Source organism: Paenarthrobacter sp. TE3676 (assembly GCF_056279165.1).
The window spans coordinates 124,915-147,492 of the sequence record NZ_JBWBQU010000004.1; the positions used below are offsets into that span (position 1 = coordinate 124,915).

Annotated in this window: 20 protein-coding genes; all 20 read right to left on the minus strand. The window is 61.1% G+C overall.

The window, feature by feature from the left end; all coding sequences use genetic code 11:
• Positions 1-48 precede the first annotated feature (48 nt).
• On the minus strand, positions 49-1,503 hold the full coding sequence (locus ACZ881_RS11205; protein ID WP_476115259.1) for a sugar porter family MFS transporter: 1,455 nt from the start codon (positions 1,501-1,503) through the stop codon (positions 49-51).
• Between the two features lie 24 nt (positions 1,504-1,527).
• Complete coding sequence (locus tag ACZ881_RS11210) at positions 1,528-2,400, minus strand: sugar phosphate isomerase/epimerase family protein (RefSeq protein ID WP_179018356.1); 873 nt, start codon at positions 2,398-2,400, stop codon at positions 1,528-1,530.
• Between the two features lie 12 nt (positions 2,401-2,412).
• Complete coding sequence (locus ACZ881_RS11215; RefSeq protein ID WP_476115262.1) at positions 2,413-3,426, minus strand: Gfo/Idh/MocA family protein; 1,014 nt, start codon at positions 3,424-3,426, stop codon at positions 2,413-2,415.
• A 43-nt stretch (positions 3,427-3,469) separates the two neighbouring features.
• Positions 3,470-4,387, minus strand: coding sequence for a sugar phosphate isomerase/epimerase family protein (locus ACZ881_RS11220; RefSeq protein WP_476115264.1), 918 nt, complete (start codon positions 4,385-4,387; stop codon positions 3,470-3,472).
• Between the two features lie 84 nt (positions 4,388-4,471).
• Positions 4,472-5,983 (minus strand): CoA-acylating methylmalonate-semialdehyde dehydrogenase, encoded by a 1,512-nt coding sequence (locus ACZ881_RS11225; protein ID WP_476115266.1) that lies wholly within the window; start codon positions 5,981-5,983, stop codon positions 4,472-4,474.
• 30 nt (positions 5,984-6,013) lie between these two features.
• Positions 6,014-7,960 carry a 3D-(3,5/4)-trihydroxycyclohexane-1,2-dione acylhydrolase (decyclizing) gene (iolD, locus tag ACZ881_RS11230; protein ID WP_476115268.1) on the minus strand — a complete coding sequence of 649 codons (1,947 nt, stop codon included), beginning with the start codon at positions 7,958-7,960 and terminating at the stop codon, positions 6,014-6,016.
• A 6-nt stretch (positions 7,961-7,966) separates the two neighbouring features.
• Positions 7,967-8,929 carry a Cgl0159 family (beta/alpha)8-fold protein gene (locus tag ACZ881_RS11235; protein WP_476115270.1) on the minus strand — a complete coding sequence of 321 codons (963 nt, stop codon included), beginning with the start codon at positions 8,927-8,929 and terminating at the stop codon, positions 7,967-7,969.
• Positions 8,926-9,960, minus strand: a complete 1,035-nt coding sequence (gene iolC / locus ACZ881_RS11240; protein ID WP_476115273.1) for a 5-dehydro-2-deoxygluconokinase — start codon at positions 9,958-9,960, stop codon at positions 8,926-8,928. Before iolC ends, ACZ881_RS11235 begins: the two co-directional genes overlap by 4 nt.
• A 161-nt stretch (positions 9,961-10,121) precedes the next feature.
• The gene (locus ACZ881_RS11245) at positions 10,122-10,526 is read right to left on the minus strand and encodes a tautomerase family protein (protein WP_476115275.1); all 405 of its coding nucleotides are present in this window, start codon (positions 10,524-10,526) and stop codon (positions 10,122-10,124) included.
• A 165-nt stretch (positions 10,527-10,691) separates the two neighbouring features.
• Complete coding sequence (locus ACZ881_RS11250; RefSeq protein WP_476115278.1) at positions 10,692-11,006, minus strand: FG-GAP repeat domain-containing protein; 315 nt, start codon at positions 11,004-11,006, stop codon at positions 10,692-10,694.
• 21 nt (positions 11,007-11,027) lie between these two features.
• Complete coding sequence (locus ACZ881_RS11255) at positions 11,028-11,402, minus strand: hypothetical protein (protein ID WP_476115280.1); 375 nt, start codon at positions 11,400-11,402, stop codon at positions 11,028-11,030.
• A 126-nt stretch (positions 11,403-11,528) separates the two neighbouring features.
• Positions 11,529-13,112, minus strand: a complete 1,584-nt coding sequence (locus ACZ881_RS11260) for an ATP-binding cassette domain-containing protein (RefSeq protein ID WP_476115282.1) — start codon at positions 13,110-13,112, stop codon at positions 11,529-11,531.
• Positions 13,105-13,950 (minus strand): ABC transporter permease, encoded by an 846-nt coding sequence (locus ACZ881_RS11265; RefSeq protein WP_476115284.1) that lies wholly within the window; start codon positions 13,948-13,950, stop codon positions 13,105-13,107. Before ACZ881_RS11265 ends, ACZ881_RS11260 begins: the two co-directional genes overlap by 8 nt.
• A complete protein-coding gene (locus ACZ881_RS11270) occupies positions 13,934-14,875 on the minus strand; it encodes an ABC transporter permease (RefSeq protein WP_178993911.1) in 942 nt (313 codons plus the stop codon). The genes ACZ881_RS11265 and ACZ881_RS11270 overlap by 17 nt, the downstream gene beginning before the upstream one ends.
• A gap of 38 nt (positions 14,876-14,913) precedes the next feature.
• A complete protein-coding gene (locus ACZ881_RS11275; protein ID WP_476115289.1) occupies positions 14,914-16,503 on the minus strand; it encodes an ABC transporter substrate-binding protein in 1,590 nt (529 codons plus the stop codon).
• Between the two features lie 114 nt (positions 16,504-16,617).
• Positions 16,618-17,601: a D-2-hydroxyacid dehydrogenase gene (locus tag ACZ881_RS11280; RefSeq protein WP_476115291.1), complete on the minus strand. Its 984-nt coding sequence runs from the start codon at positions 17,599-17,601 to the stop codon at positions 16,618-16,620.
• Positions 17,598-18,716 carry a tartrate dehydrogenase gene (locus tag ACZ881_RS11285; protein ID WP_476115294.1) on the minus strand — a complete coding sequence of 373 codons (1,119 nt, stop codon included), beginning with the start codon at positions 18,714-18,716 and terminating at the stop codon, positions 17,598-17,600. The genes ACZ881_RS11280 and ACZ881_RS11285 overlap by 4 nt, the downstream gene beginning before the upstream one ends.
• Positions 18,713-20,263, minus strand: a complete 1,551-nt coding sequence (locus ACZ881_RS11290) for an aldehyde dehydrogenase family protein (protein WP_476115297.1) — start codon at positions 20,261-20,263, stop codon at positions 18,713-18,715. Before ACZ881_RS11290 ends, ACZ881_RS11285 begins: the two co-directional genes overlap by 4 nt.
• 17 nt (positions 20,264-20,280) lie before the next feature.
• Positions 20,281-21,558 carry an NAD(P)/FAD-dependent oxidoreductase gene (locus ACZ881_RS11295; RefSeq protein ID WP_476115299.1) on the minus strand — a complete coding sequence of 426 codons (1,278 nt, stop codon included), beginning with the start codon at positions 21,556-21,558 and terminating at the stop codon, positions 20,281-20,283.
• A gap of 26 nt (positions 21,559-21,584) precedes the next feature.
• On the minus strand, positions 21,585-22,259 hold the full coding sequence (locus ACZ881_RS11300; RefSeq protein WP_476115303.1) for a haloacid dehalogenase type II: 675 nt from the start codon (positions 22,257-22,259) through the stop codon (positions 21,585-21,587).
• Positions 22,260-22,578 lie beyond the last annotated feature (319 nt).

The window sequence follows — 22,578 nt, forward strand, 5'->3', positions numbered from 1 at the left end:
TCCCCATCTTTTTATCGCCACACAGCACCACTCAAGGAGGGTCCTCAGTCAAGCGGTGACTCCAGCCTTCTCTTTGAAAAGATGCTCCAATTCCTCAAGGGACTTGCCCCTGGTCTCCGGAACAGTGCGCTTGACCCACACAATGGCGCACAACTGCAGGGCCACGAAAATAAAGAATGTCGCGGAAACTCCCATCAGCGAGACCAACTGCGGGAAGAAAAAGCCGATCAGGAAGTTGATCATCCACAACACGAAAACGCAGATGCCCATGCCGATCCCACGAACATGCATCGGGAAGATCTCGGACATGGTCAGCCAGGTAACGGTTCCAATGCACCCCTGCATGGAAGCAAGGAACGTCACCATAAACAGCAACACCAGATAGCCACGCAGAGTGCTTTCCGGCAAGGCCAGGGAGATAAGCGCAATGGCCGTCAGCGATGACGCGGTACCGATCAACCCCACAATGAGCATGGGTTTCCGGCGCACGCGCGTCATCAAATACATGCCTACGATGACGGCCGCCACAGACGTCATGCCATTGAGGACGTTGGCAATCAAGGCCCCTTGGTCCCCAAAGCCGGACGAGGACAAGATGGTGGTCCCGTAATACATGATGGCGTTGACGCCGCTGATCTGGTTGATGACGGCCATACCAAGACCAACCACAAAGATCCTGCGTATCCAGGGCACGGTGAGGTCCTTGAACGTCCCGAGTTTTGACTGATAGTCCTCCCTGGCCGCCTGACGCACCTCGTCGAACTCGGCCCCGACCTCTCCCGCACTCCGTGTGGAGCGGAGGACTTCCAGGACCTCGCCGAAACGTCCGGCCGATGCGAGCCAACGGGGGCTCTCCGGCAGGACGAGCATGCCGAACCACAGAATAACGGCAGGAAGCGTGGCAATCACCAGCATCCAGCGCCACACATGCAGCTCTTCAGGGAACAGGTTGCCCAGGACCGCGTTGAACGTAAAGGCGAGGAACTGGCCGGTCACGATCATCAGCTCGTTCTGCGTCACGATCCTCCCGCGCTGGGCCGCCGGAGACATCTCTGCCAGATACACGGGAACGATCACTGAGGCACCGCCGACGGCGAGACCCAGGACTGTGCGGGCAAGGACAAGGAGCTCAGTGCTCGGTGCCAAGGAACAACCCACAGTGGCAAAGGCGAAGATCAAGGCAAGACCCATAATCGTCTTGCGCCGTCCAAAGCGGTCGGACAGCCGTCCTGCGCTGATCGCCCCGAACGCCGCACCGAAGAGCAGCGTCGAGGTGACCAGGCCTTCAGTCAACGGCGTCAGGCCAAGGTCCTTCTGCATGAACGGCAGGGCGCCGTTGATTACACCGGTGTCATAGCCGAACAGCAATCCGCCGAAGGTAGAAAACAAGGCCACCTTGCGGAGGAACTTCTTGGGGTTGTCCGGTTTGCCGGTCTTCCCCGATGGTGTCGGAAGAGTTTCAAGCTGGTTCGTGTTGGTCTCGATTGACGAAGACTTGGTCATGGCTTCCTTTTCCCGCTACCGCCTTTAGTTAGTCCGGGCGACGTAGTCGACCATCGATTTGAGCTGGTAGCGGGAAACATCTTCCGCGTTCTCATCCTCAGCGAAAACCGACGAGACCATCACGGTGTTTTCCTTGTCCAGGAAGCCGATCTCCTTCAGGCCGCCAAAGAACTCGTCCCAGTTCACGTCGCCGTCGCCGATCTTGAGGTGCTGGTGAACGCGGACGGCATTGCCGGGCGGGTTGGTGATGTAGCGGAGGCCGTGGGAGGCATGATGGTTCATGGTGTCCGAGACGTGCACCAAGCGGAGCTTGTCCCCCGCTGCCCGCATGATCTCCAACGGCTTGTTGCCCATGTGGAAACTGTGCGAAGCGACGTAGACCATCCCGATGTTCGGGGAGTTAACGCCCCTGATGACACGGAGAGCGGCCAGGCCGTCCTCCACGAAGTCGTCCGGGTGCGGATCAATGAGGACGTCCAGACCCTCGCGTTCGATGATCGGGAGCAGTTCCTCCATGGAGCGGTAAAACGCACGCTCAGACTCCTCCGCTTTCTCCGGACGGCCGCTGAACTCGGTGTTCATGGTCTGGACGCCGAGGTCTACCGTGATCTGGATGGCGCGCTTCCAGTACCGGACTGCGGCTTCGCGGGCGTCCTCGTCCGGACCTGACCACCGCAGGACCGGCAGGACCGAGGCGATTTCGACGCCGGTGTCCTTGCAGGCTGCCTTCAGCTTTCCTACGAGTTCGTCATCGGCCTTTGGGTGGTTATAGAACGGGATGAGATCCGCGTGCGGGGTCATCTGAAGGTATTTGTAGCCGAGATCGGCTGCCACGCGCGGGAACTCCAGCAGGGTGTGGCTGTGGTGGAACGGTGTGGGATCCAGTGCAATCTTCATGGTGAATGTCCCCTACTTATACAGGTCCGGCTTGGTGTTCAGCTGAACTTTGACCTTTTCGCCCGACTTCTGGGCATCGACGCCGGCCTCGCAGCAGGCTGCGGTAGCGTAGCCGTCCCAGGCGGTTGGTCCGCCGATTTCGCCGTGAAGTGCGGCGTCTACCCAAGCCTGCACCTCGACGTCGTACGCAGCTCCGAAACGCTCTTCAAAACCTGGGGTGACATTACCGCCCCACTTGCCCGCGGACTGGATGTACGGGCCGTTGTCGCCGCCGATACTCACAATGCCCTCTTCAAAGGACGCTTGCGTGGCCACCTGATAACCGAATTTGGCGTTGACGTAGATTTCGACGTCGGCCAGCACACCTGACTCGGTTTCGAGCAGCACGTGCTGCGGGTCATGCTGGCCGTTCGGCGCACTGCGCGTGGGCTTGCCCAAGCGGACCTGCACGGAGGTGATTTCTTCACCCGTGAAGTAGCGGATCGCGTCGAACTCGTGGACTACGGAGTCGTTGATCAGCATCTCGTTGGTGAATCCCTCGGGCGTGCTCGGGTTGCGGTGCTGGTGGTGCAGCATCAACAGCTCCCCCAATTCGCTGTTGCGGATGATCGCACCCAAAGCCGAGTACTCGGCGTCGAAACGGCGCATGAAACCCACCTGGATGCGCTTGTGACCCAAAGCCTGCTCGGCCTGGACAACTTTCCAGGCGCTATCAGCGTCCGGGGTCAGCGGCTTCTCACACAAGATCGGGAAGTCTTTCTCCAACGCCTTATAAAGGATTTCCTCGTGGAGGAAACCAGGCGTGGCAATCAGGACGGCGTTGACGTCACCGTTGTTGAGCGCCTCTTCGGCACTGGCCAACGCCACGGCGCCGTCGATCCCCTCAATGGCGGCCTGCGCACGGGCAAGGTCGACGTCGACGACGGCGGCTACTTCAGCGCCGTGGATGCGGGTACTGAGGCGCTTGATGTGGTCCGCACCCATGCGGCCTGCGCCAATGACGGCAACGCGGAGAATCTTGGTCACTGTATCTGTCCTTCGTGAAATTTTGGTTTGCTACTGAACGGCGTTATTGGACCCTGGTGCGGGATCCGCAGGAAAGCAGGTAGTTCCGGGTCCTCTTGGCGATCGGCATCGGCACATCGAACGCTACCGGGTACATATCCTGCTCCACGATGCCGAAGATGGGCCGGTTGAGGCTTTCCACGGCTTCGATGACAGCGCGCAGGTCCGGAAGGCCGTTCGGCGGCTCGGTCATGACGCCGGCGAGGTTGGCGGCTGCCCAGGTCATGTTCTTCTCGTTCACCTCGGCGAGGACCTCGGGGTTGATCTGCTTGAGGTGCAGGTATCCGATACGGTCCGGGTAGTTCTTGATGAGCTCCAGGCTCGATGCGCCGCAGTACTCGGCGTGCCCCGTGTCCAGGCACAGGTTCAAGTACTGCGGATCGGTGGCCGCCAACAGCGTTTCGATATCCTTTTGGGCACCGACGTGCGAGTCGGCATGCGAGTGGAACTGCTGGTGCAATCCAAAGTCCTCCAGCAGGACCTTGCCCATGCGGTTATGGCCAGCGAACAGGTCTGCCCATTGCTCGTCCGAGAGTTCACCGTTCTCAACGGCTTCACCGGTGACGTCGTCCCGCCACATGGCGGGGATGACCACAATATGTTCTCCGCCCATGGCTGCCGTCAGTTCGGCAACCTTTCGGGCTGGTTCCCATGCTTCGTCGTATTGCTTGGCACCACGGTGGAAGGCCGTGAAGACCGTACCTGCGGTGACCTGGAGGTCGCGCTGCTTCAGTTCCTCAGCCAAGCGGGTGGGGTCGTTCGGCAGGTAGCCGTACGGACCCAGCTCGATCCACTTGTAGCCGGACTCCGCAACCTCATCAAGGAACCGTTCCCACGGAGTCTGCTGCGGATCATCAGGGAACCAGACGCCCCAGGAATCAGGGGCGGTGCCGATGATCAGCTTGTTCTCAACATCAGTCATGACGGCGTTGTCTTTTCTAAGAGGGCCCACGCGGCCAGGGTTCCCCGGCCGAGCTTGCGAGGCGAGGGTGGCTGTGGGGATGGATTAGTTGGAAGGGAAGTTGTAGGAGGCGCCGGAGGCGTGGGTGGGTTCGGGCCAGCGGGAAGTGATGACTTTACCGCGGGTGTAGAAGGAGACGCCTTCGGGTCCGTAGATGTGCTTGTCGCCGAAGAGCGAGTTCTTCCAACCGCCGAAGGAGTGGTAGGCCACCGGGACGGGCAGGGGCACGTTGATGCCCACCATGCCGACGGTCACGGAGCGTTGGAACTTCCGGGCTGCGGCGCCGGACGAGGTGAAGATCGCGGTGCCGTTGCCGTAGGGGTTGGAGTTGATCAGCGCGATGCCTTCTTCGAGGTCAGCGACGCGGACCACTACCAGGACGGGTCCGAAGATTTCCTCGGTGTAGGCGGTCATTTCGGTCTTGACGTGGTCGATCACCGTGGGGCCCACCCAGAAGCCGTCTTCGTGGCCGGGGACCACCAGGTCGCGGCCGTCCACCACCATGGCCGCGCCGGCGGTTTCGGCTTCGGTGACGATCTTGACGATCCGTTCCTTGGAGGCCGGGGTGATGACCGGACCCATTTCCGCGTCGGGCTCGGTGCCGTTCTTGACCTTCACGGCCAGGGCGCGTTCTTCGACCTTCTTCACGATCAGGTCAGCAGCGTCACCAACGGCGACGGCGACGGAGATCGCCATGCAGCGTTCCCCCGCGGAGCCGAAAGCGGCGGCCGCGAGGTGGTCTGCGGCGTTGTCCAGGTCGGCGTCGGGCATCACGATGGCGTGGTTCTTTGCCCCGCCCAGGGCCTGGACGCGCTTGCCGTGCTTGGTGGCGGTTTCGTGGACGTACTGGGCGATCGGGGTAGAGCCCACAAAGGAGATGCCGTCAACGTCCGGGTGGGTCAGCAGCCCATCAACGGTTTCCTTGCCGCCGTGCAGGACCTGGAACACGCCATCGGGAAGGCCGGCCTGCTTCCACAGTTTCGCGAGCAGCATCGAGGCGGACGGGTCACGCTCGGAGGGCTTAAGGATGAACGCGTTGCCGGTGGCGATGGCCATGGGCGCCATCCACAGTGGCACCATGACCGGGAAGTTGAACGGGGTAATACCTGCCACGACGCCCAGGGGCTCGCGGAAGGAGAAAACATCGATGCCGGTGGACACTTGGTCCGAGTAGTCGCCCTTGAGCAGCTGCGGGATGCCACAAGCGAACTCGATGACCTCCAGGCCGCGGCCGATCTCACCCTTCGCGTCGGAGAGGACCTTGCCGTGCTCGGCGGTGATCAGCTCAGCGAGGTCGTCCACGTGCGCTGCAACGAGTTCACGGAACTTGAACAGCACTGCGGTTCGCTTGGCCAGGGAAACGTCACCCCACGAATCCGCCGCCTTGCGGGCCGCGGCAACGGTGGCGTTCAGGTCGGCCTCGTTCGCCAGCCGCAGCTCAGCGGACACCTGCCCGGTGGCGGGGTTATATACGGGCTGGGTGCGGTCGCCTTCGCCTGTGGTTTCAGCGCCGTTGATGAAATGGTGAATGGTGGTCAGTGTGGTCGTCGTCGACATGTGCGGACTTCCTTCTAGTCTTTGGTGTTTCTAGCCGAGCAGCTTGCGCTGGCGGTTCTTGTGGTCGGTGTACGTCTTGTAGGCCTGCCGGGTGGATTCGAGCTCGGAAACCTGCGAGACCGGAACGTCCCACCAGGACTCGGAGCTCGGGGCATCCAGCAAAGGATCAGACTCAACGTGGATCACGATCGGGCCCGTTTCCGGGGCCGCCTTTGCTTCCTTGATCGCGGCGCCCAGGGCTTCAATCACGTGCTCCCCCGGTTCGATCCGGATAACCCTCGCGCCCAGGGACTCTGCGTTGGTGGCCAGATCGATGGGCAGGTTCTCACCGGCGTCGAAGCTGTGCTGTTCCTTGTCCAGGACCCGGTACTGCGTACCGAACCGCTGCGAACCAAGAGACTCTGACAGCGACCCGATCGAGGCATAGCCATGGTTCTGGATGAGGACCACAATCAGCTTGATGCGTTCGGCGACGGCGGTGACCAGTTCGGTGTGCATCATCAGGTAGGAGCCGTCCCCCACCATGACAACCACATCCCGGTCCGGGCCGCCGGCTGCGGCTTCGGCCAGCGCTGCGCGCTTCACGCCCAAACCGCCGGGGATCTCGTAACCCATGCAGGAGTACGCGTACTCCACGTGGTAACCGAAGGGGTCCCGGACCCGCCACATCTTGTGCAGGTCACCGGGCAGCGAACCCGCCGCGCAGATGACCACGTCCTGGTCATCCATGGCCTTGTTGGTGGCGCCGATGATCTCGTTCTGCGCTGGCAACGGCGTGTAACGGGTTTCGAAGGCCTCGTCCACAATTCCGTTCCAGCGCTTCTTCTCGGCTGCGACCTTCTCTTCGAGATCAGCACCAACCCGGTAACCGCCCAATGCCTGGTTGAGCTTCACCAGGGCCTTGCGGGCATCAGCAACGATCGGCAGCGTGGTGCCGTGCTTGTAGGCATCGATCGGCGCGACGTTGATGTTCACGAACTTCACGTCCGGGTTCTGGAATGCCGTCCGGGACGCGGTAGTGAAGTCCTCGTAACGGGTGCCGATCCCGATGATCAGGTCCGCTTCGGCCGCGATGGCGTTGGCCGCCGTCGTGCCCGTGGAACCAATGGCACCGAGGGAGAACTTGTGGTCCCACGGCAGGACGCCAACACCGGCCTGGGTGTTGCCCACCGGGATGCCGGTCAGCTCAGCGAATTTGGCGAGTTCCTCGTTGGCGTACGCGTAGAGGACGCCGCCACCTGCGATGATCAGCGGACGCGTCGCGGCGCGGATGGCCTCGGCGGCGCGGCGAATGTCGTCGTCCTCTGCCTCGGGCCGGCGGATCCGCCACTCCCGCTCGGCCAGGAACTCTTCCGGAACATCCAAAGCCTCCGCCTGCACATCCTGCGGCAGCGAAATAGTCACAGCGCCGGTCTCGGCCGGGTCCGTGAGCACGCGCAATCCGTGGTGAAATGCAGAGAACATCTGCTCCGGGCGGGACACCCGGTCGAAGAATCTGGACAACGGACGAAACGCGTCGTTGACCGTGATGTCGTACGCGTACGGGAGCTCCAACTGCTGCAACACCGGGTCAGCCGCACGGGTCGCGAAGGTGTCGCTCGGGAGCAGTAATACCGGTAAGCGATTGGTTGTAGCCAGGGCAGCACCTGTCAGCAGGTTCGAGGAACCCGGACCAATGGAGGTGCTGATCGCGAAGGTCTGGCGACGACGCGTATGCCGGGCATAACCCACAGCCTGATGCACCTGGGCCTGCTCATTGCGGCCCTGGTAATACGGCATGATCGTGGGGTCCGCTGCCTGATACTGCTTCAGCGCCTGACCCACACCGGCCACGTTCCCGTGCCCGAAAATACCGAACGTCCCCGGAATCAACCGCTCGCGATACTCCACACCATCGATCGAATCCACGGTGTACTGCTTGGAAAGGAACTCGACCACAGCCTGCGCCACGGTCATCCGACGGGTTGCTGTACCCATTACTAGCTACTCCGATACTTTCACTGGGATACGGTCTGACATGGTCCGCACATCCGCCCCGGAGGGCAAGGGCGCAGAATTGTTAAGCAGCGAGGCGGCCGTCGCAACAGCCCCCGCCACATCGTCGTCGTGCGGGTAAAGCAGCGTCCTTCCGACAGTGAGGCCTCGAACACCGGGCAAGGCAAGGGCTGCCTGCCAGCTAGCGAAAACCTCGTCCTGGCTACCGTCGGGGTCACCGCCCAACAGCACGGTAGGCATGGTTGTGGACGCCATGACGCGTTCCATCTCTGCCACAACCGGCAATTTCATCCAGGTGTAGGCACTGGTGGAACCGAGGCCTTCGGCAATGCCGACAGATTTGATCACGGCGTCAGCGCGGAGATCATTGCGGACCTTGCCGTGTGCATCACGGACGGACAGGAACGGCTCCACCATGGCGATGAGCTTGCGCTCGGCCAACGAATCAATGGCTTTCGCCGTCGCCTCGAGAGTGGCTACCGTGTCAGGGTCACCCAGGCAGATGCGCGTGAGCATCTTGCCGCCATCCGCACCGAGCGCCTCCAAAGCAGCAGCAGTGTGCCCGGTGAAGCGATCGTCGAACTCGTTGACCAGCCCTGCCAAACCACCGCGGTTCATGGAGCCGAAGACGAGCTTGCCTTCCAAGGCACCCAGCAACAGAAGGTCATCCATGATGTCCGGCGAGGCGAGGATGCCATCAACTGCAGGGTTCGCCAACGCGATCTGCAGACGATCCAAAAGGTCCCTGCGATCGGCCATGGCCATTGGCTGAGCACCAACGGCGAGGGCACCCCGCGCCGGGTGGTCCGCGGCGACAATGAAGTTCTGCGCGCTGTGTTTCAGGCCAGGATGGCGACGGCGGGTGGCTGCTGCCCGGGCTACGGCCTCGGGGTCCTCCAACCGGATACGGCTCAAGTGCTCGTAGCGGCGGGGATCGTCATTAAGGCTCAACGAACTGCTCCTTCACTGAAGGTGTCGGCTGTGAGGGCGGCGGCTGACAGAGAGGCACCGGGGATGGGGCGGCCGCGTTCTGCGAGCAGCGAGGTAACTTCCTCCGGCGTCGGCATGGCATCTGCACAGGAGAGACGCGAGGCGACGATTGCACCGGATGCGTTCGCGTAATCCAGGACTTCCGAGAGGGGCCAACCGGACAACAGTCCGTGACAGAAAGCACCGCCGAACGAGTCGCCAGCGCCCAAACCGTTAACGGTTTCCACTGGTACAGGCGCCGAAACCACACGCTCGGTGCGGGTCTTGGCCATGACGCCGTCCGGTCCGAGTTTGACCACGGCAATTTCGACGCCGGCAGCCAGCAGGCGGTCTGCCTGCTCATCAGGCGTCCCCTCACCTACGGCGACAGCGCATTCCTTGTCGTTGCCGATCGCGACGGTAACGTGCGGGAGGACTTTGGCAACCTCGGCGCGGGCTTCCTCTTCGGAGGCCCAGAACATGGGACGGTAGTCCAGGTCCAGGATGGTGAACTGACCGTCTTTGAGGCCGGTTCGCGGACGGGCTTGGTGTGCTTTGATGTGGGCCCCACGGCTGGGCTCCTGGCAGAGGCCGGTGACGGTGGACCAGAAAATCCCTGCATCCCGGATCGCCTCCAAGTCCAGCTCTTCCGCTTTGATCTGCAGGTCCGGAGCAGTGGGAAAGCGGCCGTAGAAGTACAGTGGGAACTCGTCTGTTGCCGGCTTGATCGCGCAGAAGGTCACAGCCGTGGGGTACTCCTTGACCGGGGAGACAAAGGAATCGTCAACATTGAACTTGCGCAATTCCCGGTGAAGATAGGTGCCGAAAGCGTCGTCGCCGGTGCGGGTGATGATTCCCGCGCGGCGCCCGTGTCGTGCGGCGGCGACGGCCACATTGGAGGGCGAACCTCCAAGGTATTTGCCGAAGGAAGTCACGTCCTCCAGGTCCACCCCAATGTCGTTCGGGTAAATATCAACGCTGATGCGCCCGATAGTAAGCAGTTCGTGGGTCACGATAATCGTTGACCTTTCTCTTGTGAACTCTGAACCTTTGAGCGCTGGGCCCCAATGCCTTGCCACCCCTCAGTGAGCGGGGCCACATGACTACTCTGCACCAGAATCAATGTCCTGTCAAAGGTTTGTACTGACATATTTACAACATGACACGGACCACTCTACTTGCGCGGCACTGCGAGTTCCCCAGTGACGTATTGGCTGCGCCCGAATCCGAATGACCAGTCGCCCGGCGAGTTCTCCACATAGCCCACGAAGACATCTTCACCTGAGATCCCCACCTCCGCGAGACCGCCCGCAATAGCTTGGAAAAGGGAGCTTTTGGCCTCTTGGCTTCGGCCACCTTGGGTAAAGATCTGGATCATGACAACACCGTTGCTGCGCTCAAAGCCAAGGCCTGCGTCCTGGGCAATGATCTGACCCTGCGGGTGCTCGGTGAGGATATGAAAATAGTCCCTTTCCGGGATTCCATATTCAGCGAGGACTGCATCGTGGATCTGGCGGCTCAGCGCGGAGAGCTCTTCCGGCGAGCGACCCTGATTGACGTCGATTCGAACAAGCGGCATGTCTACACTCCTAAGTTTGTCCTGTCATACTAGCAAATGCTCAATGGAGAACTCAAGAAACATGCCAGTAACATGAAGGCGCCCGGAACGACGCCTAACCCCCAAGCTGGCTGGCGAGGGGGTTAGTAATGTCTGGACTGCTGTGTGTCGGTACTGCTATGTAAATCAGCCGAAGAGCGCCGGCGTCGGTATTGTCAGCAACCGGCGTGTCCACGCGAAGCCGCCCGCCCCATTGCCTGGATAGATCCACATGGAACCGGCGATGTCGCGGGCAATGACATCACCGTGACCGTCGTAATCGAAGTCGCCAGGGGCGGCAATGAGATCCATCTTGTGCCAACCCCAGCCGACTTGGACCCGGCCCATCCATCCCCCGGAGCCGTTGCCCGGGTAGAGCCAAAGTGAACCGTATGAGTCCGCCGCGAGAATGTCCGGCTTTCCGTCCTCATTGAAATCATGTCCGCTAAAGATGGACGCCATGATGTTCCAACCCCATCCCACCTACACACGGCCCACATGTTTGGAAACATTCCCGCCAATACCTGTACGCAAGTACAACCCGCCATCACTGCTGCGAAACATCCAATCGGCGCTGCCGTTTCCATCCCAATCACCGGGCGTCACCAGGGCATTCGCGTCAAGGACGACACTCGGACCGGGACCCAGGCCTTGGCCCTCCCAGGCGGTCTTTCCCTCGTAGACGATGACATTTCCGTTGTCCGTTATGGTGGGCAGATCAGCGTAAACCTTCTCAAAGTCCCACCAGATCTGAATGAAGTTGTGCCAGGAGTCGTCAGCGCGGGCAGGAGAAGCGACCACCGGCTGAGCAACTGTCAAGGCAACCACAGCAAGAACTACCAGGCGTATTCGGCGCACAACAGGCCCCCGACTCTTTGCGCATCCCCCAGTGGAACGCTCCTGGCGCGACCCTACTAGGGAGCCGGATCAACAGGCAATGACTTTGACGGGCTTCCCACGTAGGCTGCGCTAGCACCCAGGCTGCTAGAGCGCCGCCCTGATCTTCTTCAGGTGCAGCCCACGGCACGGAATGGCCGCAGAAACGAGGTCTTGGCTGTGCTGGTGCTGCGGATCTGAAAAGAACTTGTCCGTGTCGCTGAGCTCCACAAGGCGCCCTTGGTAGAGGACTGCGACCCGCTGGCACATGTGCCTCACCACATCCATGTCGTGCGTGATGATCATGAGGGTCAGTCCGCGGTCCCGGTGCAGGCGCTGCAACAGTTCAAGGATGGTCCGTTGGGTCAATGCGTCCAAGGCAGACGTTGCTTCATCACAGATGAGCACTTCTGGTTCCAACAACAACGCCCGGGCGATGGTGACCCGCTGCAATTGCCCTCCGGAGCATTGACCCGGGCGCCGGTCCAGGAGGGCGGGATCCAGCTCCACTTCTTCCATGGCCGCTGCGAGCCTGCGGGACCGTTCAGCTGCTGTGAGGTCCTTTTGCGACCGGAGCGGCGCTTCCAGGCTGGCACGCAGGGTCATGCGTGGGTCGAACGAATCGTGGGGTTCCTGGAACACCAACTGAACGGCCGTTGCTCCTGCGTCAGCCGCGATCAGCGTCCTGGTGATGCTGCCACTGCTGATACCTTCCAGACCAACAATGGCCCGAGCGAGAGTGCTCTTACCGCACCCGGATTGGCCAAGAACGCCCAGGATTTCGCCCTTTTTTACGTCCAGCGAAATCGAGTCCAAGGCAGGCCGCCCGCTGCGTTTGCCGGATCCGAACTGCTTGACCACATTTGTCAGCGTAAGGGCGCTGCGCTGGTGGGTCGGGGCAGCCGGGATGCTGGTGGGCGCCAAGTTGGACGCTTCGAGGAGCCTGCGCGTGTAAGCGGTCCTGGGGCTGCCCAGGACCGTTTCCGTGGTGCCTGATTCAACGATCACACCCGCATCCATCACCAACACCCTGTCTGCAAATGCGGCCACCGAAGCAAGGTTATGCGTGATGTAGAGGATGCCCAGACCGCGTTGGATTCGTTGCCGGTCCAGTAGTTCCAGGATTTGTTGTTCCAGCACTTTGTCCAAGGCCGACGTCGGTTCATCGGCCAGAAGGATCTCGGGCTGACCTGCCAAGGCCATGGCAGTCATGGCCCGCTGCGCCATGCCGCCTGATAGCTGGTGCGGGTATGAGCGCGCACCCCGTTGCGGATCCTCGAAGCCCACCTCTGCCAGCAATTGGAGAACCCTCGTCTTTGCAGCTTGGCCACGTAGGCCCGAATGCAGTTTAAGTGGTTCCCGGAGATGGGTGCCGATGGTCTTGTTGGGGTTGAACATCTTCTTTGGCTGCTGAAACAACATCCCTAGCCGGCCACCTCGAACGCGGTTCAGCTCTGCTTCGGAGGCTCCGGTTAAGTCAAACGCCCCAAGCCGGATGGACCCGGACTCGATGCTCAACTGTGGAGGCAACAACTGCAGCACCGACCGTGCAGTCATGGTCTTGCCCGAACCGGAACCTCCCACCAATGCGACAAACTCGCCGGGTTTCACGGCCAGGCTGACACCTGCGAGGATAGGGCGCCCCGTACCACCACTGCGGACCGTCAGATCCTCAACGACGAGCTCAGGCATGCTGTCCTTCCACCACAAGGACGTCCACCGGATCCGAGGCCCGACGTGATGCCTGTTGACCGATCAATGTCACGCACAGGGCCACCAGGAAGACGGCGAGTCCAGGGGCAATGATTCCCCACGGAGCCCTCTCTGCGTACGGTTGCGCCGCTGCCAGCATGGAACCCCAATCGGATTGCGGCGGCTGCACGCCGAGCCCAAGGTAGGACAGTGCTCCGACGCTGATCAGGAGCTGACCGAAGCGAAGTGTTGCCTGCCCCAGCATGGGGGCGGCCAGGTGCGGGAGGATGTGGCGGAAAATAATGAACGACGGCGAACATCCCACCACTCGCGCTGCTTCGACATAGCCGCGCGCCGAGACGTCATAAGCCAGGGTCCGGGCCAGTCGCGCAAACGGCGTCCACCCTGTCACGGTCAGTGCCACCAGCAGCGAGGTGAAGCCAGTGCCCATGGCAGCGACGATGAACAGCGCCACCACCATCTCCGGAAGTGCCAGCAGGACGTCGTTGGTGCGGGTGAAAAACTCATCCAGCCAGCCCTTGCGGCGGGCGCTAAGAACACCCACCACCAAACCGATGACTCCGGTCAGCACTGTGGCCAGTGCGGCAACCACCAGGGAGAAGCGACCGCCGTCGAGCAAGCGGCTCAGCGTGTCCCGCCCGAGGTGGTCCGTTCCCAGCCAATGCGTAGCGCTGGGTGGCGCAAGTCGTGCGGCGAGGTTCTGGTCATCCGGAGGAAACGGCGCCAACCAAGGCGCAGCGGCCACGGCAGCGACAATCAGAACGAGGATTACGACGGCGGCAGCGTCGATCGCTGAACGGTTACGCAAGGGCTCCACTCACCTTCGGGCTAAGGATCCGGTGCAGGAAATCGGCAAGCGTGGTGATTGCGACAGCCAGTGCCACTACCACCACCACGCCGCCCTGGGCCAACGGTATGTCGCTGTTGATTACGGCGTCGTAGAGAAGCCTTCCCATGCCGGGAATGGCGAAGATCACCTCCACAATGACCGAGCCCCCCAGCAGGCCCGCGAACCACACCGCGAACAGAGTGGACAACGGGACCAGGCCATTGGGCACAACGTGCCGCAGGATTGTCTGGACGTGGCTCAGTCCCCGGGCTCGCGCGGCGGAAATGTGTTCGGCTTCGAGGGCATCGACCATTCCTGACCGCACAGCCGAAGTGAAGAAGCTAATGGGCCGCAATGCCAGTGTTGCCGCAGGGAGGACGATGGACGATGCCGTGTTCCACCCTGCGGAAGGCAGCAAGGAAAACTTGAGGGCGAACACGAGCACTAACAGCGGGGCCAGCCAGTATTCAGGCATGGCGATGAAGGATTGTGTGACGGTGGTGATCAACTTGTCCGTCTTACTTCCTTGTTTCAGAGCCGCAACAATCCCCAAGGGCAGCGACACCAGCACTGCAGTGCCCAAGGCCACGAACACCAGGCTCAGGGTGATGCCCAAAGCGGGTAGTACCTGGTCAACTACTGGCGTTCTGCTGATATGGGACAAGCCCATATCCCCTGTGAAGAAGTCCCCCAGCCAGCGCAGGTACTGAACGGGAAGAGGATCGTTGAGTCCCAGGCTCTCGCCCAAGGCCCGAACGGTGGCCTCATCCACCACATCCCCGGCGACGCGGGAGCGGATGATTTTCCGTACAGGATCACCCGGGGTGACATAGGGAATAAGGAATACGGCGAAAGACGACAGCAGGACGGCGACCACGAGGGTCGCCGTCCGCTTCGCAAGGAACGTGATCATGCTTGTTTGTCTGTTGTCTGTCGGCCCCGGTTTGGTTGCTAGGAGCCCGACTTGGCCGTTTGCGCGGTCAGTACGTAACGGGAAAGCGGATCCTGAACGTAGGACATGACGTTGCTGCGGACGGCGTCGGTGGCCTGTTCATTGACGAGCCAGAGGTTGACCGCCTGGTCATCCAGGAGCTGACCGGCTTTGGAATACAGCTTGTAACGTTCTTCGGTGTTGGACGTGCGGGCTGCTTCGGTGATGACCGCGTCAAACTCTTCGTTGCAGAAGTGGCTGAGGTTGTAGGTGCCCTTGCACGTGTAGTCGGCCGTCAGGAAGCCGATGGGATCAGCGATGTCGATGAGTCGGTTGCGCTGGCTCAGGATCATGTCATAGTTCCCCGCCAGAACGTCCGGCTCCGCGGACGCGTATTCCTTGGTCTGGATGGCCACGGGTACGCCGATGTTCTTGAGGTTGTCCTGGATCACGGTTGCGACGTCTGCGAACTCGGCACGTTCTACAATCGCGATGATTTCCAACGGCTTATCGGCCGTGTATCCGGCGTCGGCGAGAAGCCTCTTCGCTTCTTCAGCGTTCTGCTTCGGCGAGCTCGCATTGCTCGATGCCCACGGCTCTGATGGCGCATAGGGTCCGGCTGCCGGAAGCGCTGCGCCCTCGTAGACGCTGGCAGCCAATGCCTCAAGGTCCAGTGCCGAGCGGAGTGCCTTGCGGAAATCGACGTTGTTGAAGGGCGCCCGGCCGTTGTTCATGTACAGCGTGGCCGTGCGTGGTGAGTCTGCCTTCAGTACGGAGACTTCGGGCGCATTCTCTAGCGAGGACAAGGCAGAGGCCGGGATTGAGAGGGAGATGTCCGCCTCACCGGTTTGAACCTGAGCCGCGCGTGTTGCGCCGTTGGTGATGAACCGCACTTCAGCTCCTGCGAGCTGGACATCTCCACCCCAGTAACTTTCGTTGCGGTCCAGTGTCAGGGATTGTTTCGCCTTCTCTGAAACCGGAGTGAACGGGCCGGTGCAGTGACCGAAGGGATTGACGGTGGCGCCTGCGTAAGCGGCAGGAGCAAGAACACCGGTGTTGACGCTTGCAAGGCGGAACGGTACCAAGGGGTTTTCCACGGGCGTAGTTACGCGAACAGTCTTGGCATCCCGTGCCTGGACAGCACTGACGACGCTTGGGCTGAACGCCCTGGCAGGCACCTTGGCCTTGAGGACATGGTTGAGGGAAGCGGCCACGGCCTCTGCGGTGAGATCGGTGCCGTCCTGGAATTTCACGCCTTCACGAATGGTGAAGTCCCATTCCAACGGCGAAGCCTGCTTCCACTCCGTAGCCAGGAATGGAACCACTTTTCCCTGGGCGGAATCATACTTGGTGAGCGTTTCCAAGCAGCCGGACAAGGACAGGATGTACGCAGCATCGGACTCAGGGGCCCAGTTAGCCACGGGTGCACGGAAATTATCCACAACGATGCGCTGGTTGGTATCAGCCACCTTCCCGGTGGAAGCGGGCTGGCCACCGCTGAGGCCACAACCGGAAAGAGTGAGGAGGGCCGCCAGCCCGAGGGCTGCCGTGTAACGGCTGGGAGTGCGCAAAAGGAACCGCCTGCTAGGTACGCCCGAACGGGTGGGCATGGGGAAAGTGAAGACTATTAGGTTAGCCTTACCTCTTGCTTCCTGAAAATTGACACCCCGAAGTCCCGTAACAATGTGCTCAGGTTCACGGCCGTCCAATCCCGTTGACAAGGATCAGGAAACAGGAACGAACCCGAGCCTCTTGTCCACGACGTTCTGCAATGGTTCACCCCGGCTGAACCGCCAGAGGTTCTCCACGAACAGCTTCCCTAGATCGTCGAGGTAGTCGTCAGTATCCCCGCTCATGTGAGGGGTAAGGATGACGTTGTCCATGCTCCACAGCGGGTGTTCCTCGGGGAGTGGTTCCGGATGAACCACGTCCAGGGCCGCACCCGCGATGGATCCCGAACGAAGCGCATCCACCAGTGAGTCCGTACGGACCAGTTCCCCGCGCCCCACATTGATCAGGTGAGCCGTAGGCTTCATGGCAGAGAGGACGTCCGCGTCCACCAAGCCTTTGGTGTCTTCGGTCAGGGGCGCGGCCAGCACAACGTAGTCGAAGTCGCCGGCCACCAAGGCCAGGTCCTTGGATGAATGGATCTCCTCAAAGTACTCATCCCCTGGCCGGCTGCTGCGCCCGGCACCGCTAACGCGCAAGCCAACAGCACGGAACAGGGAGGCGATTTCCTGACCAATGGACCCGGCACCCACTACCAAGGCGCGCTGTCCCTGAATTTTTCGCGTGACGCGGTGCTGCCAGCGCTGCTGCTGCTGAAGCTTGAACGAGCCCTGCGAGTCTTTGGCGATGTCCAGGACGAAGCCCAACGTGAATTCGGCTATGGCACGGCTCAGGACTCCCCGGGAGTTCGTGTAGACCACATCACTGTGGATGAGCTCGTCGAACAGGAGCTGGCTCACGCCCGCTGCTGTTACGTGGACCCACTTCAGCGATGACGCCGCTTCCCAGTTTTCCCGCAAGGCAGGGGAAAACGAATGCCACTGATACAGCACATCTGCACCATCCATCGCCTCGGCCAGTCCGTCTGCTTTGGTCAGCCGGACCTGGGCCAGTTCTTCGATTTCCTCCAACCGGGGCGGCAAGGCCTCCCGATACAGTGCCGCGACAACAGGCCTCTTGCGTCCGGGTGTAACTGTCATGACGACGCCGGTACTCCCGCAGGCCTGGTTGCCGTGCCGGCATCAACAGAGCCAACCACGTCAATGACATCGATAGCGGCCAGGACAGCGGCTGTGAATTCCGAGGTCGACGACGGCCCTCCAACGTCGCGGGTACCAAGACCCTCGCGCAACACCGACTCGAAGGCCAACTGCAGATGCTCGGCAGCTTCGGGATGGCCCAGGTGCTGGAGCATCATTGCTCCGGACCAGATCTGGCCCACCGGGTTTGCCAGTCCCATCCCTGCGATGTCCGGGGCAGATCCGTGCACCGGCTCAAAGAGGGATGGGAAATCACCGTCGGGATTCAGGTTCGCGCTGGGAGCCACACCGATGGAACCGGTGACTGAGCTGCCCAGGTCCGAGAGGATGTCGCCCAGCAGGTTCGAGGCAACAATTACGTCCAAGGTCCATGGTTTGAGGACCAGATGCGCAGCCAAGGCATCCACCAGTTCGCTGGTGAGTGTCACGTCGGGGTAGAGGCGGGTGGTTTCTTCCACTACCTCGTCCCAGAAGGGCATGGTGTGGATGATGCCGTTGCTCTTGGTGGCCGAGGTCAGGTGCCCCCTCCTCGAAGACGCGAGGGAAGCGGCGAAGTGAGCGGCACGCGATACTCCCAGGCGGGTGAAGATGGTTTCCTGGACAGCTGTTTCGTGCGGCAGTCCGCGGTACATCCGGCCGCCGACCTCCGAGTACTCCCCTTCGTTGTTCTCCCGCACGATCAGAATGTCGATCGGTTCCTTGGACGCCAGCGGCGACTTGACGCCGTCGAGCGTTTTTACCGGCCGCAGGTTGATGTACTGCCGGAATTCGCGGCGGATGGGGATCAAGAGACCCCACAGCGATTCAGCGTCCGGAACTTCCGGTGAGCCTACGGCGCCCAGGAAGATGGCATCGTGCTGCGCCAGCTGTTCCAGTCCGTCCAGGGGCATCATCCGTCCGTGCATGCTGTAATAGTCCGAGCCCCAGCCGAAGGGGGTGAACTCGAGGTTGATGGAGTGGAGCTGCGCGATCCGTTCGAGGCATTCGATGGCTGCGGGAACCACTTCCTTTCCTATTCCGTCACCCGCGATAACTGCGATTTTGTGGGTCGTCATGATGCATTCCGTTCTGAGGTGGCAGTGAGTTTCTGCCAGCGGGTGGCGGGCTCGGCCAATTTGATGATGGTGCTTTTGGGTTCGGTCATCTCACGTACCGCATGTTTGACGCCTTCACGCCCCACACCGGATTTCTTGAAACCGCCGAAGGGCATCGAATCGATCCGGACGTCACTGGTCTCATTAATGACAACGGCCCCCACGTGCAGCTTGTCGGCAATGGCCAGGGCCAGCTCGATCGACTCCGTGAACACGCCGGCTTGAAGCCCGTAGTCGGAGTCGTTGGCGGCGTGGATGGCGTCGGCGACCTGAATGAACGGCATGATGCTGACCACCGGGCCAAACACTTCTTCGCTGATGACCAAGGCCTCGGCGGGCACGTCAGTGAGCACGGTTGGCTGGTAGAACGCACCACTACGCCGGCCGCCCACCTGGACGCTGGCACCAAGTGTTTTGGCCTCCTCCACCCATTCCTCCACACGGCGGGCTTCGGCTTCGCTGATCAGTGGTCCGACGTCCGTGGTGCGATCGAATTTAGCCCCGACACGCAGCGCCCGGGTCCCGGCAACCACCTCTTCCAGGACATGTTCAAACAGGGAGACGTGAACGTAGACCCGCTGCACGGAAAGGCAGTTCTGGCCGGCCACGCCAAACGCACCGGCCACGATCGAAGCCGCTGCTGCTTTGGCATCGGCGTCCGCGCAGACGATCGTCGCATTGTTGCCGCCGAGTTCGGACAGAATCTTCTTTGCTCCCGCAGCGGCAGCGATGCGATCGGCAGTTTTCGGTCCACCAGTGAAGGAGATGAGGTTCACTTGTGGGTCCGTCACGATCGCTTCCGAGACGCCCGGGCCGGAGACAATGGCGGCAAGGCGACCGGCGGGGACGCCCGCTTCAAGCAACAGTTGGATGAAGGCAAGGCCCGTAAGCGGCGTGCGGCCCGAGGGTTTAAGGACGACGCCGTTGCCCCCGATCAGCGCCGGACCAAGCTTGTGTGCCACGAGATTGAGCGGATCATTGAAGGGGGTGATGGCCGCGATAATCCCTACTGGCTTGCGGTTGTACCAGCCGATTTTGTCAGCTCCGGCCATGCTGTCCTCTAAGGCGAGAGTCTCTCCGACGAGTTCGCTGGACGCCGCAGCGGAAAGCCGCAAGGTCTCTGCGCAACGGCGCACTTCGCGTTCAGCTTCGGTGATGGTCTTGCTACTTTCCGCGGCAATGATCTCCGCGAATCGTATGGCCTTGTCCGCGAGCAGCACTGCAGCCCGTTCCAAAGCCTCCCGGCGGTCCCGCAGGGCCCAATCGTCTTCCTGAAGGTGGCGATGGATAAAGGCAACCGCACGCCTGACATCCTGTGGGGTGGAGGAACACACACGTCCCAAGAGAACGCCGTCTTCGGGATCCCTGACTTCGAGGATCCTGTCAGCTGTCTCCCAACGGCCTTCCAGGAACGCACCTCCTGGCAGGACCGCGATACTTGCCCGCCTGTACGCCGTCTCCTGCCTTGTTTCCGGGCACGCTTCAGCGACTTTGGTTGATGAACTCATGTGATCCTTTACCCTGCCTATTTGATGCGGTCGATGATCTTCGCGGCTCCGCCAATAAACGGCAGGAACCATGGCGGGCCGAAATGGCCGGGCACAGGCGGGTTCTTCAGATCTTCCCAAACGTTGGCCTGCTTGTCCCCCGCCATGTAGTGGGCCATCCTCTTGCCCATGTGCGCAGCCATCTGAACACCATGTCCGCTGTAGCAAAGGGAGTAGAACAGGCCATCATGCTGGCCGGCATGGACCATCTGGTCCATGGAGAGGTCCACCAGGCCACCCCAGATGTAGTCCACCTTGACGTTGGACAGATAGGGAAAGAGTTCGGTCATGGCCTTGTGCAGGATCTCCGCACTCTTTACATCCGAATCCGGGCTGGACAGCGCAAAGCGTGCGCGGCCGCCGAACAACAACCTGTTGTCCGGCGTGATGCGGAAGTAGTACGTCAGCATCTTGCTGTCAGAGGCTTGGCGCCGGTTGGGCAGGATGCGGTTCAGGACCTCTTCGGACAGAGGCTCGGTGCAGATGATGAAGCTGCCCACAGGAATCACGCGACGCTGCAGCCACGGGGTGACGTTGCCGGTGTAGCCGCTGGTGGCGACCAGGACCTGCTTGGCCCGGGTAATTCCACGGGTGGTGTGAACATCGTGCACTGTGCCCGAGACCTTGTTCAGCTCGGTAACCGATGCGTTTTCGCAGATGACTGCGCCGTTATCAGCTGCCACCTTCGCCAGCCCGTGCACGAACTTCCCTACATGGAGACCGGCGCCCAGCGGATCCATCATGGCACCCTGGTAGAAGTCGGTGCCGATTTCGCCATGGATTTCGGACTTGGGAATGACCTTTACCTGGTGGTCAACCAGGTTGGCGAGCAGCTCCTGCGACTTCAGGAAGCCGTCGTAGTGGGACTTGTGGAACGCGAGGGAGAGCTTGCCGAAGCGCTTGAAGTCGCAGTCGATGCCGTTGTCGTGCACCAGCTTCTCGATGGTTTCAATAGCGTCGTTGTATTCGCGGAACATCTCAACGGCACGGGGAGCCCCGTAGCGCTTGACTGCCGTACTGAACCCAATGGCCAAACCAGTGGTAGCCATGCCCCCGTTGCGGCCTGACGCGCCCCAACCAACAGTGTGGCGTTCGAAGACAGCAACAGTGGCGCCTTGCTTGGCAAATTCAAGTGCTGCGGACAGCCCGGTAAAGCCCGCGCCGATAATCGCGACATCTACGTTCTCCGGGACTGGAGTGCGGCGGTAGTCGCCGGATGGCTCAGCAGTGTCGAGCCAGTAAGGAACAAGTTTCACGGTTGGCCTTTCGCCTCGTGGTCGTTTTAGAGACCGAGGTACTTGTTGATCTCGTCCAGGGATTTGGCTGTGCTGAGGTCGTAGCCGTCGCCGATGGGGTCATAGCCGCGGTCCAGCATCCAGAGGTTCCGGAAACCCAGGTCGTGCATGGGATGCATGTCGTAGCGAGTGTGGGAGGAGATGTGCAGGAAGTCCTCGGGCTTGGCATTCAGCGTGTCCAGCATGTATTCGAAAGCCTGGTACCGGGGCTTGTACGCCTGGGCTTGCTCGGCGGTGAGGACTGAATGGAAGTTTGCACCGAGCTTGGGAATGCTGATGTCCAGGAAGCTGGTGTCCGCGTTGGATAGAGCCACGAGTTGGTAGTGGTCGCCCATGAGCTTCAGCGGGGCCGGCACGTCGTCGTGGGCAACCCAGCCGCGGACAGCATCAGCAAAAGCTGCGCCTGCGCCTTCAGTAGGCCCAATTCCCCAGCGCCTGCACACACGATCAAAGGAATCCTGGAGGATCTGCTCATACGGCTTGTAATCCCCCAGTACTTCGTCAAAGCGGTATCCACGGAACTGCTTCTTGAAGGTGGGCCACTGCTCTTCAGAGATTCGGCCATCAAGCAAACGCCGCGTAGTGGGATCGATGTCGAAGTTGATGAGTGTGCCGTAGATATCAAAGGAGATGTACTTCGGCCGGGAATTGGTCTCTGCCATGTCAAGTCCGTTTCTTTTCGGGATATGGGGGCGGGCGGGCCGCGTGTAAGGGTGTCGAGTGAAGCGGATGCACCCGTAAAAACCTGCCGGGCAGTCCGGGAGCTTCTCGACCGCTGACTCGACTTTAGGCCGCCAAATTGTAAATTGTCAACAGTTTCTGGAGCCTGGTTAGAACGATTCTCAATGAACGGATGTGCTGAAAAAAGTTTCTGTCAATTGTTGACAATCTACTGTTGAGGGGGTTGCATTGCAGTAGATGACGGAGAGATCCGGATCACATTACTACCAAGACCTTCTCCCCTCCCCACCGCCCGACTCC